A 12051-nucleotide genomic window follows, 5' to 3' on the forward strand; every position below is an offset into this window, starting at 1 on the left:
CTGGGGAGTCCGCGCTCCTCGGATCGGGCCCGCGACAGGCCAGTTTCCTGACTCCCGGATCGCTGTTCCCCCTGCCTTCCCACGCAGTGCGCAGTGGCGTGCGGAAGGGGTGCACTCCCCGGTCACAGTGGCGGGACCGTGCCGGATTCGCACCGGCTTCCTGATGTCCCGTCGCGGCGATGACCTGGTGATAGTACGTTCCCCGCCGTCGGCGTCAAAAGGGCGTGCGCGCCCGCCCGCACGCCCCGCGCCTCTTCACACCCCTCGAGCCGCCCGCACGCCCCCATCAGCGGTCATGTCTCGCGGACCGCCCGAAGCACCAGCCGCTCGGCGTCCGCGTCATAGGGGCGGCCGTCGAATCCGCCGAAGACCTCCACCCGGCCGAACCCCGCCTCCCGCACCATCCGCCGCAGTTCCACTGCGCTGTACACGAACCACACGAGCGTGGCCCGGGTGACCCGCTCGCCACGCACCAGCACCCAGTCGCTGCGCAACCGGGCCCAGTCGTCCAGCACGGTGTCGGTCTGCACCAGCACATCATCCCCCTGGCGCACCACCTTCGGCGGCGTCACCCTGCGGGCCAGCAGCTCCTTGCCCGCGAGGTCCAGCACGAGAGTGCCGCCGGGGGCCAGGCAGGTGTGCATGGTGCGCAGCACCCGCGCGTTGTCGGCGGGGTCCTCGAAATAGCCGAAGGAGGTGAACAGGTTGAGGACGACGTCGAAGGCGCCCGGCGCCTCGAACTCCCGCGCGTCGGCCTGCACATACGTGACCTGCGCACCGAGGTCGGCGGACCGCTTGCGTGCACGGTCCAGCATGGCCGGGCTCAGGTCGACCCCGGTCACCTCGTGACCGAGACGGGCGAGCGGCACGGTGAACACCCCCGGCCCGCAGCACAGATCCAGCACCCGCGACGCGGCCGGGAAGGACAGCAGGGGAGAGGTGCCCAGCAGTTGCTCGGCCTGCTCGTGGCGCTGTGCCGAGAACAGGAAGTCGTGGAACTCCGTCCAGAAGTCATCGTCCTGGAACCCGCCCGTTCGTGTCACGCCGCTTGATTTCGTGCCGCTTCGTGTCGTGTCGCTCTGTGTCATGCCGCGTCAGTGCTCCTTGGTCGTCGCCGGGTCGGCCGCTGAGTTCGTCACCGTGGGAGTCGGACCGCCGTGCTGTGCGGCGGCACAGTGGCAGCAGCAGAGGGGGCAGCAGGACGCACTGCGCGGCGGCCAGCAGCCAGAACCAGCCGGTGTTCCCGGCGCGTTCACAGACGCCGTACACCTGCCCGCCCAGCACGCCGCTCGCGCAGGCTCCGAGCCCGGCGGCGAGCCGTTGCCGGCCGAAGACCACGGCGTCGGAGCACGGGCTGCGGCGCAGCGCCTCCAGGTCGTTCTTGAGGAACAGCACGATGTCGCCGAGGGTGATGAGGGCCCCGCCCGCCAGCAGGGCCGGCCGTGTGCCGATCGCCAGGACGGCCAGCCCGGCGCCCAGGCCCGTGAAGCCGACCGCGAGGGCCAGGGCGTACGGCATGCGCCGGATCAGCCCGGACGCGGGCGGCTGTACGGCGATGACCAGCGCGAAGCAGAGCAGCAGCACGAGGCTGTAGAACTCGCTGGAGGCCCGTTCGACGGCGTACACCGCCACATAGTGCTGGAAGTGGAAGTACAGGTAGAACGCGAGCGCGTTCGCGGCGAAGGGCAGGACCGCCACACCGGTCCACAGGCCGCGCCCGGCTGCCCCTTCGTCCGCCCGCCCCTCCCCGGCGGCAGCCGGCAGCCGGGCGTGGCCCGCGGTGACGAGGACGAACAGCGCCGTCACGGCCACGAACAGCCAGCCGGGCGAGGACAGTACGAACGGCCCGGCGACCAACGGCCCCACCGCCATGCCCGCGTTGAGCGCGGCGTTGCCGGCCGACAGGAACGCCGGGCGGTGTTCTTCGCCCACACCGTGCACCAGATACGCCTTGTTGGCGGGCAGGTACAGGGCGGCGCCGCAGCACGTGAGGATCAGTGCCGCGACGGCCAGGGGCGGCCAGCGCAGCGCCAGCAGCAGGCCCGTGAAACCGGCCGTGCGCACGATCAGCGCCCACAGCATCGTGCGGCGCAGTCCGATCCTGTCCGCGAGGGCGCCGCCGACGATGCCACCGGAGAACTGCACGAGGGACGCCGCCGCCAGTACGACGCCTACCGCACCCAGACCCATGCCGAGCCGTTCGTGCAGGAACACGGACATGAACGGCAGGACCATGAAACTGCCGAGCGGAATCAGGAACGAGCTGAGCAGCAGGAAGCGCAACGGACCGTCGAGCATGGCCATCGCGGACCGCAGTCCCGTCCCGCCCTCGACGCGGTCAGCCACAGAGGGGCTGCCCGTCTGCCGGGGCGGGGAGCACGAACGGCTCGGTGCGCACGCGCACGGTGTTGGCGGCGGCCACGGCGCGGTGCGTGGCCAGTTCCGCGGTCTCCGCCTCCGCGTAGACGATGCCCGCGTAGCCTCGGCTGTCCGTCAGATGCTCGATGGGCTCGCCCACCCGCTTGACCGGATACCAGGCCGGTGACCCCGGCAGATCCGCCATGCGCTCCAGCCCGTCGACACCGGTGAACACGCCGGGCGCGGCCGGGTATCCGAGCACGAAGGCCACGGCCGGGCCACCGGGCGGTTCGGCGTCCATCAGGCGGGGCCGGCGGCCGAGCGCGGTCTCGATCATCGCCTCGTACACGTTGACTCCGAGCGCTCGGCACAGGCCCTCGCCCACCAGGGCGCCTCCGATCCGAGGGTTGATCTCCACCACCTCGGGGCCGTCGGCGCCCAGCACGAACTCCACGTGTGCGAAACGGTCGGTGTACCCGATGGCGGCGAGCACCTCGCCCAGCCACCGCTCCAGAAAGGCCCGCCGAGCGTCCGGGAAGGCCACCGGGAACGCGGTGATCTCCTCCCGGAAGTACGGCTCCGGCGACATCAGCCGGCTGGAGACTCCCAGCAACCGCGTCCACCCCGCCCATGTCAGGGTCTCCGCGCTGTACACCGGTCCGGCGAAGTACGGCTCCGCGAACAGCCTCCCCGTCAGGCGCCGTCCGGCCGTCTCCTCCAGGGCGGCGTCCAGCTCCGTTTCCGTCCGCACGAGCCAGACGTTCTGGCTGCCGGTGCCCGCGGTGTCCTTCAGGACCGCGGGCAACCCTGCCTCCTTGAGCACCGGTTCCCGCCGCTCGGCTCCGAGGCCGGTCACCTCGACGGCCCGCCCGCGCGTCAGCCCGGCCGCGTGCAGCCGGTTGCGCACGGCCGCCTTGTCCCGGGTCAGCCGCAGGACGTCCGCGTCGAGGCCGGGCAGCCCGAAGCGGGCCGTGAGATCGGCACCGACCAGGGTCCAGGTGTCGGTGGAGCTGATCAGACCGTGCAGGCGAGGGATCCGGTGCAGCCGGCCGGCGACGCCTTCCGCGTCGAACGTGTCGGTCTCGACGACGTCCAGGGCGTCGGTGGGCAGCCGCTGCAACTCGTAGGCGTAGTAGGAGGGGTCACGGGTCAGCAGGACCAGTCGTTCGCCGAGCGCGTCCGCGGCGCGTACCAGGTGTCCGAGTCCGAAGGTGAGCGACTCCAGGCAGACCACACTCACGCCGCACGCTCCTGCCACTCGGCCGGGCAGGGGGTGCGTCGCCATGACATGGTCGACCAGGGCATGGTCATCTCCTCGGGGCCGGACACCTCGACCGGCTTGAGCCCGGCCGGGTCCAGGGCCTCCGCGTGCCGGGCGAAGACGCGCTCCACATAGCGGTGCCCGGTGTCGGCGCCGATCACCAGGTGCAGCCGGTCGGGGTGGCGGCGGGACTCGTGGGCAGCGGCCAGGTACCCGGTGCCGGTGGACAGCCCGGCGAAGACGGCGTGGTCGCGCAGCAGGGCTACGGCGCCGGACATCGCGTGGGTGAAGTCCATCCAGTGCAGGGCGTCGTAGAGGTGGTGGCGGACGTTGTCGAACACGATGGACGAGCCGATACCGGCGATGATCGCCTCCGGGTCGTGGTGGTCCTGGCTGCCGAAGGTGACGCTGCCGAACGGCTGCACACCCACCAGCCGCACCGACGGGTCCGTGCCCCGCAGACGCTCCACGATGCCGCCCGTGGAGGCTCCGGATCCCACGCCGCCGACCACCGTCAGTGCCTGACCCGGGAACGCGGCCAGGATCCGGTCCGCGACCGCGTGATAGCCGAGGTAGTGGATGTCGTCGTGATATTGGCGCATCCAGTGGCAGTCGGGACGCGCGGCGAGGATCTCCTTCACGCGCCGGACCCGTAACTCCTGGTCCAGTTTGAGGTTCCGGGACGGTTCGACCTGCTCCACGGTGGCGCCGAGGATCTCCAGCTGGGCGCGGGTCGTGGTGTCCACGGTGGTGGAGGCGACGATGTGGCAGCGCATGCCGTAGCGGTGGCAGGCCAGCGCCAGGGCGTAGGCGTAGATGCCGCTGGAGCTGTCGAGAAGGGTCTGGCCGGGTCGGATCGTGCCCCGGTCGAGGAGATGGCGGACGGCGGCGAGCGCGGAGTAGACCTTCATCGACTCGAACCGGACGAGGACCATGCCGTCGGTGAGCCGGACGAGGTCGGGAGTCTTCAGGGCGTCGGCGATGTGGGGGTGAATCACCCGTAGCCTCCTTGGGCGAATGAGCACTGGTGGCCGAGCGAGTGGAAGAAGGCGGACAGGTCGGACTTGACGTCGGGGCCGGGCCGGCGGCAGAAGAGGTAGCCGATCAGACAGCCCGTGTGGGCGACGAAGATGCCGTCGGCGCCGAAACGTTCGCGGTGGTCGAGCAGGTCGTCGAAGGTCTCCTTGGGCAGCACTTCCTGGGAGAGCGTGGCGCTGGTGGTCGCCGCCCGGGCGACGGCGGCCGGGTCGCCGGACGCGAAGCCCTTCAGCAGATCCGACAGACAACGCGCGTACTCCTCTCCGCGCCGCCGGTAGTGCTCCAGCAGCAGCGGGGTGACGGCCGCGGTGTCCACCGTGCCGGGCTCGGTGACGAACGCGGTGTGGAAGGCGATGTCCGTGCCGAGCCGGCGCACCACCCGGTGGCGGTTGCTGAGGTGCAGCGCGAACTCGTCCAGGAACACGCTGTCCGCCCGCTCGATGGTGGCCAGGACGCCGAGCACGACGTCGGTGTCGTAGGGGAGGGCGAACAGCCGGAACAGGCAGCGCAGCGTCGCCACGATGTCGGCCGTCGAGCTGGCCATGCCCACGCCCACCCGCAGGTCGGAGTGCGTGCTCCAGCGGCCCGGCGGCAGCGTCAGCCCGTAGTGATCCAGAAAGAGCCGGGCCGCCGTCGCGGACTTCTCGCCGAGACCGTATGTGTTCGCAGGGCCGGTCCCCGGGATGAAATGCACCCAGGAATGGCGGTCCACCGGAAAGGAGACCAGCGCGATGTCCGGATCAGGTCCCGCACCCACCGGGCCCTGGAACAACTCGCCCAGCGTGCCGTGGCAGACCCCGGAAACGGTACGCACCGGTGGATGCCGCGTCTCGCGAGCATCCCCGGCGAGCGTGGTCACGAACACGCCCTCCTCCTGATCCGGTCGCTGCGACCGGGAAGGAGGCATGGCGAAGCGTGCGGCTTGCAGCATGTCCGTACCGCCAACCCAGTCCTCGAGGTCACCGTGCACAGCCCGTACGGTCACATACGGGCGCAGTGGCAGGTCTTCGGACTCGTGGGCACGCCCACCACAAACCGGCGGACACCTACCGGCCGTCGCTTCCCCGACCCGCGGGGCGGGCCCAGTGCTGTTGACGGCGTTCGTTCCCACTCACCGCTGCGGGACAGTCCCGGATTCCCACCGGGTTCCCTCTTGCGTCGCGCCACCGGACAAGGTCCGTCGGACCGGAGGCACGAACCGACTGCACGCACGAGGATAGGCATGCCCGCCGCTCCCACGGCAGAGGGCGTGTCTCCGGTTGTCCTGATGTGGTGGGTACACCGGCCGGTCACGGCGGTCGCGCCCACCCGCGCCACCTGCCCCATCCGCCCCGAGGCGATCACTCTGGCCGGATGTGACCTCGGTAATTGCGGCCTGCTGAACGACACTTGTCACTCCCGCACCACCCGCACATCGCCCGCCACGGCCGTCCCGGGAGGCCAGGATGCTGCCAGAGACGACGCCGGCGGACGACGGAACGACTCCGCCGCCCGCCCGCGAACTGCGTCCGGCCGACCGCGTCAACCTGCGCGCCGACCTGCGGGCCGCCGTGCCCGACGCGAGCGCCGCCGTCCTCGTGACGGTCGCGGTGTTCATGTTCTTCTACCTGCGCATGGAGTCGGGCGACTCGGCGACGGTCGCGGTCATGCCGTTCATGGACGACCCCGACACCTACTGGATGTATCTGTTGAGCCAGGCGTTCGGGTGGTCGGGTCTGCTGTGGGCGTGGGGCACGGTGCTGCTCGGACTGCTGCTGTCGGGGCCCGGGCCCGCCCGGCTGCCGGTCTCCCGGCAGGTCCTGGAACGCTGGCACCGCACCACCAGCCTGACCACCATGGCCCTGATGTTCGCCCACGCGCTGATGTTCGCGGCCGAACTCGTGCGTTACGAGACTCAGTTGGCGTGGGCCGAACGACTCCGGGCGGGTGTCGCGGACACCTTCGTACCCGGCTGGTACGACTCCGGCACCGGCAGGATCGCCATCCCGCTCGGCCAGGGCGCCCTGTACCTGGCCATCCCCCTGGGCCTGCTGTTCTACGTCCGCCACCGCATCGGCGCGAACACCTGGCGCCGGCTGCACCGGCTCGTGATCGCCGTGTACGTGCTCAGCGTCTGGCACACCCTGCTGTACGGCACGAACGTCTGGTACGGCGAATGGCCCCGCACCACCCTGTGGCTGCTCCAACTCCCGCTCGCCGTCCTCCTGCTGCTCCGGCTGCTGCACCCGGCCAGACGAGCGGAACGACTGACCGCCCCGGGTCGACGCGAAGGCGTGTCGCTGCCGTACTGGACACTGCGGACTGCGGGCAGGGTCGCTGCGGCTGCCGTCGTCGTGGGGCTCCTCGTCGTGGTGGCGTCCGGCCACGACGGGGGGAGGGACCGGCCCGCGGAGCCTGCGCCGACGGGGCAGCACACACACGGCACGGACTGACACCGGCGCCGAGAATGGCCAGGATGTCCGTTGCCGTGGCTTCGGCCCCGAGATCAGCATCAGTCACATGGATGCCAAGGGAGGTTGTGAACCCAGTGAGGTCCAAGACATTCCCGGATTCATGGAGTCGCTGCGCCGTCTGAAGGAGCAGTCCGGACTGTCCTTCCGCCGGCTCGAGGAGCGGGCGGCGGCCGTGGGGGACGTACTGCCGCGCAGCACCGTGGCCGCGATGCTGTCCAATGGCGTACCACCGCGCAAGGAAGTACTCGTGGCGTTCGTGCGCGCGTGCGGCGACGGTTGCCGGGAGGTGGAATGGCTCGCCGCCTGCGATCGAGCCGCCGCTCGCCCACGGCCGGTCCCGCAGCGGACACGTTCCGCTGAGGAAGAGGGAGCGGAAGCGGAAGCGGGCAGTGGTGGCGGCGCGGCGGAACCGGACCGTGATGGCGCCGCCATCACCACCCGGGGCGAGTCGGGCAGGCGGGACCGGGGCCGGTTCACCGCGGTCGTCCTCGGTGTCGTGATTCTGGCTGCGAGCACCGCCGCGGCCACCACCACGACGCTCTTCCGTGCCGGTGACGACGGAGAGAGAAGGCCGGGTGCGGCAGCCGTGTCCAGCGGACCGGCCCCCTCGATGCCCCGCGGCTGGGTGACGATACGGCCTGCCGACGACCCCGGACTCTGCCTGACCGACGGACGCGTGCGGGACTGGCGCCACACACCCTTGGTGGCCGTCCAACGGCCATGTGACGAAGCCGCGCCCCAGAGCACCATGCTCGAGCTGGTCAGCGAGAACCTGTACCGGGTCCAGTGGCACCACCCCGACTACGGCAAGGGGTGCCTCAAGGCCCTCACCAGCGGGACGGGCGCCGGACTGCTGGAACCCTGGGACGCATGCCAGGAAGCCAGCCTGTTCCGCGTCGAGCCTTCCGGTCCGCTCGCCGAAGGGCGGTTCGTGCTGCGCGTGGAGGGTGGCGGCTGCGTGGGCATCAAGGACTCCAGCTCCGTCGTCGGCGCCGAGGCGGTGCTGCAGACATGCAACGGAAAGGGGCGCCAGGTCTTCCTCATCCGCCCCGCGCAGTGACGGGCCGCCGCGCATGCCCCCGTGCCTCACAGCCGACCTGCCCCGGTCAGCGGTGGGTGACGACGGTCCCGAGTACCCGTGTCGCGGGGAAGTACCCCACGTGCCGGGAGTCGTAGCTCTCCGCCGCGTTGTCACCGAGGAGGATCAGCATGCCCGGCGGCACCACGGTGTCAGGCGGCGCTTCGGACGTTGGGTCGGACGTCGCGACTGACGCGGGCAGCGCGCCCGTCGGCACGGCGTCCCCGGCAACCGCCGCCACCCTCTTGATCACCCACTGCCGGTCGTACACGACGTGCGCGGCGGCGGCAGCCGCCACCGGCGGATCGGGCCACGGCGACTCGAACGGCGGCCGTTCCACGACCACCACGCACCCCGGTACGGGGACGGCCCCCCGCCGGACCATGACCCGGTCCCCGTCGTGGTGGGCCGGTTCCATGCTGCCGCCGTACACGGTCACCACGACGAATCTGCGCCCGAGCGTGCGAGCGATCCACATGACCAGGATCAACAGCAGGCCGGACGCACCGCAGGGCACCCACCAGCGGGGGGCGGCACCGGCCGAGACCAGGGCCGCCGCCGCCGTCCACAGCAGCACCACCGAGGCCCACCGCACACCCCGCAGCAGCAGCGCCCGGCGTGCTCGGCACCGTGCCCGACGGAGGGCGTTCTCCGCCCTGCTGCTCCCGCGCCGTCGGTCCGTGCTCATGGCATGCTCGCTTCCGGTGCCGCCGGCGGCACCGCGGTCCCCCCGGACCGATAGCCGGACGCCTGCAACGCGTAGAGTCGCGCGTACTCCCCACCGGCCGCGACGAGTTCGTCATGGCTGCCCCGCTCCACGAGCCGCCCGTGCCTCAGGACGGCTATCACGTCCGCCTCGCGTACCGCGCCGAGCCGGTGCGAGACGAGCAGACTCGTGCAGCCCTTCCGGTGGGCACGGAGGGAGGAGTGGATGCCGTACTCGGCCGCCGCGTCCAGCCCCGCAGACGGCTCGTCGAGGATCATCAGGTCCCGCTCCTCACGCACGAACGCCCTGGCCAGCGCCAGTCGTTGGCTCTGTCCACCTGACAGCGTCACCCCGGTGTGCGGGTCGTGTCCGTCCGCGTCCGCGAAGAACATGCGTGACAGGAGCGTGTCGTAGCCGTTCGGGAGTGCGGCCACCACGTCGTGCACCCCTGCCCGCACCGCCGCCCCGTGCACGCGTCCCGGCTCGTCGAGCGCGGTGAGATCGCCCTGCGCGATGCTCTCGGCGGCCGTCATGTCGTAGTCCATGTAGTCCTGGAAAACCGCGCTGATCCGTTCCCGCAGCGCACGGACGTCGACGTCACGGATGTCCACGCCGTCCCAGAGGATCGCCCCACGTGTCGGATCGTAGAACCGGCACAGCAGTTTGATGAGGGTCGACTTCCCCGATCCGTTGAGCCCGACGAGCGCGAGCGCCTCCCCTCGGGGGATCCGCAGGTTGATGCCCCGCAGAACCCACCTGTGCTGCGGCGAATAGCGGAACCACACGTCGCGCAACTCGATGCCGTGGCGCAGCGGCGGCAAGGGGCGTGGTGCCGCGGCGGCCGGCAGCTCCGGCCCGGCGGAAACGATCGCCTCGTAGTGGCCGAAGAGCAGCGAGGCGTGATGCGTCTGGGCGATGTCACCGGCCATGGTGGCGAGGGCCACCTGCACCCCGGCGACGGCCGCCAGGAAGACGGTCACGTCACCGGGCGTGAGTCCGCCGTTCTTCGCGGCCCCCACGGTCCACAGGAGACCGGCGCCCGATACCGCGGCTGCGAGCAGGCCAAGCCCCGCCCGCAGCCGGACCTCCCGGCGATCGACCCTCCTGCGGGCCTCGTCCGAGGTGCGCCTGCTGGCGAGCATGCGCCCGCGGAGGTAACCGCCGGTACCGAAGAGCCGGATCTCCTTGGCCGCTTCCACGTTGGCCAACAGGCCCATGTAGAAGAACTGGCGGCGCTCCTCGGGCCCGATCCGCCAGACCGTGGCGGCACGTTGGCGTGACAGCAGGAGTTCGGCCACCAGCGACGGCACGGCGGCCAGCAGCACCAGCCACATGGTGGGTGGACTGATCACCAGGAGGGTGCCGAGGAAGCCGGTGACGGTGAACCCGGCACGGACGACGCCGAGGACTCCGTCGACCACCTGGTTGGCGACGGGGGACGCGACGACGGTCTGCTGGGCGAGCCTGAGCCGGTCGAGTACCTCAGGGTTCTCGAACGGCGCGAGCCCGGTGAACCGGTCCACGGCTCGAAAGAGCTCGTCCTGCGCGAAGACGCCCACCCTGCGGTCCAGTTCGGTCCGCAGATAGTGGATGAGGTGCTGGGTGAATCCGGTCGCCGCCAACGTGGCGACCAGGACCAATGCGGGCACGAGCAGGTCGCGTGCCGTCCCGCCGGCGGCAAGGGTGTCGATGACCAGCTTGGTGGACCAGGCGGTGACGACCGGGAACGCCCCCGCGGCGAGACTGGGCGCCGCGTACAGCGCGAGCCTGACCGGAGCCGCCTTCGCGACCAGCCGCCCCGCGCCCAGGGCGCGGGAGGCTGAAGGGGCCCTGCACGACGCGTGGCCCTGGCGGACACGACGACCACGACCGCCTTGCTCCGTCGCCGCCATGTCGTGTGCCGCGGCTGTCCGGCCGTTCATACCGATGCGACGGCCGGACGGTCGACGTCGACTTGATCCGTCATCACGAGCAGTCGGCCGTCAGTGCTCCGGTTCACCTTGAGGATCACCGGGAAGCCCTGCACCTTGCAGGCTTCGGCCAACTGTTCCGCGTCCTCGCCCGCGAGCACCCGGGCCACCGGAGCCAGGGCCGACACCATGGGTTCGGCGGCTGCGGCGTCGTCGCGGTCGGCGGCCACCGCGGCCAGGACCCGGTCACGCCCCCCGGGTACGGTACGGGCGTATTCCACGAACTTCGGCAGCTTCTCCTTGCACGGCCCGCACGTCGGGGAGAAGAAGGCCACCACCGTCTCCGTGTCGATCACGCGGTGGTCGACCGGCTCACCTTCGACGGTGCGCGAGGAGAATTCCCCGACCTGGTCACCCGGAGCAAGCGACAACCGGCCGCCGCCCCGCTCGGCCAACAGGTCGGTGTGCTCGCGCAGCCGCTTGATGACGCCGACGGTGAGCACCAGATTCAGGGCGCAGAGCAGCCCGACAAGCACGAAGGTGGCGATGACGACAGGCAAGAGACGACTCCATTCTCGTTGGGCTGATCTCGTTGGGCTGATCTCGTCGGGTTGATCTCGTCGGGTTGATCGACACCGCTACCCGTCTGCGGCCGTGGTCTCGACCTCACGTCCTCACGTCCTCGAGCGGACGGGCTGGAACAGATCGACGATGCTGTCGAGCGCGACCACGAGCCCACCGGCCAGCAGTCCGGCCACGGCCGCCACGGCCGATCCCGCCGGGTGGACGGAACCGGTGGTCTGCGCCGCGGCTGTACCGGCCGCGGCACATCCGGCGAGCGCCACGTTGCGGACGATGTGGCGCACACCGAGTGGGACGGTGGATCCGCCGAAGCAGCGACATGGCGTCCGCGCACCGGCGACGACGGCCCGCGCGATGACCAGGGCGAAGACGACGAGCATCAGCGCCGCGCACCCGAATCCGACGACGCCCGCGGTCGGCACCGGCACCACGAGCAGCAGGCACACGACACCCTCCGCGCAGACCACGGCGAGCGCTGCCGTCCCACTCAGCGCGGGAGGGAGCACACGCAACGCGCTGATCGAGCCGGCGAATGCGGGCAGGGCATGCCGCCCCGCCAGTTTGCTGATCGCTGCCGCCAGGAACACCGTTCCGATGAGGCAGCGCATACCGATGTCCAGGTACTGCACCGAATCCTCCCGCAGGGGACGCCGGTGTCCGCGGGG

At 71.1% G+C, this 12051-nt stretch carries 11 protein-coding genes and 2 riboswitches; of the genes, 2 read left to right on the forward strand and 9 right to left on the reverse strand.

The window, feature by feature from the left end; all coding sequences use genetic code 11:
• Positions 1-19: 19 nt before the first annotated feature.
• Positions 20-203, reverse strand: a riboswitch (cobalamin riboswitch).
• 90 nt (positions 204-293) lie between these two features.
• The 5 genes from ACHBTE_RS15115 to ACHBTE_RS15135 are packed head-to-tail and all read right to left on the reverse strand — an operon-like array spanning position 294 to position 5522.
• Positions 294-1043, reverse strand: coding sequence for a methyltransferase domain-containing protein (locus ACHBTE_RS15115; protein WP_394724318.1), 750 nt, complete (start codon positions 1041-1043; stop codon positions 294-296).
• Entirely contained in the window at positions 1012-2304 is a 1293-nt protein-coding gene (locus ACHBTE_RS15120; protein ID WP_394724367.1) for an MDR family MFS transporter, read from the reverse strand. The genes ACHBTE_RS15115 and ACHBTE_RS15120 overlap by 32 nt, the downstream gene beginning before the upstream one ends.
• Positions 2305-2338: 34 nt before the next feature.
• Complete coding sequence (locus tag ACHBTE_RS15125) at positions 2339-3598, reverse strand: ATP-grasp domain-containing protein (protein WP_394724319.1); 1260 nt, start codon at positions 3596-3598, stop codon at positions 2339-2341.
• Positions 3595-4617 (reverse strand): cysteine synthase family protein, encoded by a 1023-nt coding sequence (locus ACHBTE_RS15130; protein WP_394724320.1) that lies wholly within the window; start codon positions 4615-4617, stop codon positions 3595-3597. The genes ACHBTE_RS15125 and ACHBTE_RS15130 overlap by 4 nt, the downstream gene beginning before the upstream one ends.
• Positions 4614-5522 (reverse strand): hypothetical protein, encoded by a 909-nt coding sequence (locus ACHBTE_RS15135; protein WP_394724321.1) that lies wholly within the window; start codon positions 5520-5522, stop codon positions 4614-4616. Before ACHBTE_RS15135 ends, ACHBTE_RS15130 begins: the two co-directional genes overlap by 4 nt.
• A 115-nt stretch (positions 5523-5637) precedes the next feature.
• A riboswitch (cobalamin riboswitch) is annotated at positions 5638-5843 on the reverse strand.
• Positions 5844-6102: 259 nt separating this feature from the next.
• Between ACHBTE_RS15135 and ACHBTE_RS15140 the strand changes: the two genes are divergently transcribed.
• Both ACHBTE_RS15140 and ACHBTE_RS15145 read left to right on the forward strand, forming a co-directional pair.
• Positions 6103-7089 carry a ferric reductase-like transmembrane domain-containing protein gene (locus ACHBTE_RS15140; protein WP_394724322.1) on the forward strand — a complete coding sequence of 329 codons (987 nt, stop codon included), beginning with the start codon at positions 6103-6105 and terminating at the stop codon, positions 7087-7089.
• Positions 7090-7210: 121 nt separating this feature from the next.
• Positions 7211-8170 carry an RICIN domain-containing protein gene (locus ACHBTE_RS15145; protein WP_394724323.1) on the forward strand — a complete coding sequence of 320 codons (960 nt, stop codon included), beginning with the start codon at positions 7211-7213 and terminating at the stop codon, positions 8168-8170.
• A gap of 46 nt (positions 8171-8216) precedes the next feature.
• On the opposite strand, the gene lepB is transcribed toward ACHBTE_RS15145, so the two are convergent.
• The 4 genes from lepB to ACHBTE_RS15165 form a co-directional block, all read right to left on the reverse strand.
• Positions 8217-8876: a signal peptidase I gene (gene lepB, locus ACHBTE_RS15150; protein WP_394724324.1), complete on the reverse strand. Its 660-nt coding sequence runs from the start codon at positions 8874-8876 to the stop codon at positions 8217-8219.
• A complete protein-coding gene (locus ACHBTE_RS15155) occupies positions 8873-10816 on the reverse strand; it encodes an ABC transporter ATP-binding protein (RefSeq protein WP_394724325.1) in 1944 nt (647 codons plus the stop codon). The genes lepB and ACHBTE_RS15155 overlap by 4 nt, the downstream gene beginning before the upstream one ends.
• Positions 10813-11364, reverse strand: a complete 552-nt coding sequence (locus ACHBTE_RS15160) for a thioredoxin domain-containing protein (RefSeq protein ID WP_394724326.1) — start codon at positions 11362-11364, stop codon at positions 10813-10815. Before ACHBTE_RS15160 ends, ACHBTE_RS15155 begins: the two co-directional genes overlap by 4 nt.
• Before the next feature lie 114 nt (positions 11365-11478).
• A complete protein-coding gene (locus ACHBTE_RS15165) occupies positions 11479-12015 on the reverse strand; it encodes a MauE/DoxX family redox-associated membrane protein (RefSeq protein ID WP_394724327.1) in 537 nt (178 codons plus the stop codon).
• Between the last annotated feature and the right edge of the window lie 36 nt (positions 12016-12051).

This window comes from Streptomyces sp. M41, from assembly GCF_043673425.1.
In the GTDB taxonomy this organism is placed as follows: domain Bacteria; phylum Actinomycetota; class Actinomycetes; order Streptomycetales; family Streptomycetaceae; genus Streptomyces.

Excerpts from the sequence above, each read along its gene's own strand:
- ACHBTE_RS15120 (WP_394724367.1), bottom strand. The coding sequence starts at position 2,304 with ATGGCCATGCTCGACGGTCCGTTGCGCTTCCTGCTGCTCAGCTCGTTC.
- ACHBTE_RS15140 (WP_394724322.1), top strand. The coding sequence starts at position 6,103 with ATGCTGCCAGAGACGACGCCGGCGGACGACGGAACGACTCCGCCGCCC.
- ACHBTE_RS15145 (WP_394724323.1), top strand. The coding sequence starts at position 7,211 with ATGGAGTCGCTGCGCCGTCTGAAGGAGCAGTCCGGACTGTCCTTCCGC.
- lepB (WP_394724324.1), bottom strand. The coding sequence starts at position 8,876 with ATGAGCACGGACCGACGGCGCGGGAGCAGCAGGGCGGAGAACGCCCTC.
- ACHBTE_RS15155 (WP_394724325.1), bottom strand. The coding sequence starts at position 10,816 with ATGAACGGCCGGACAGCCGCGGCACACGACATGGCGGCGACGGAGCAA.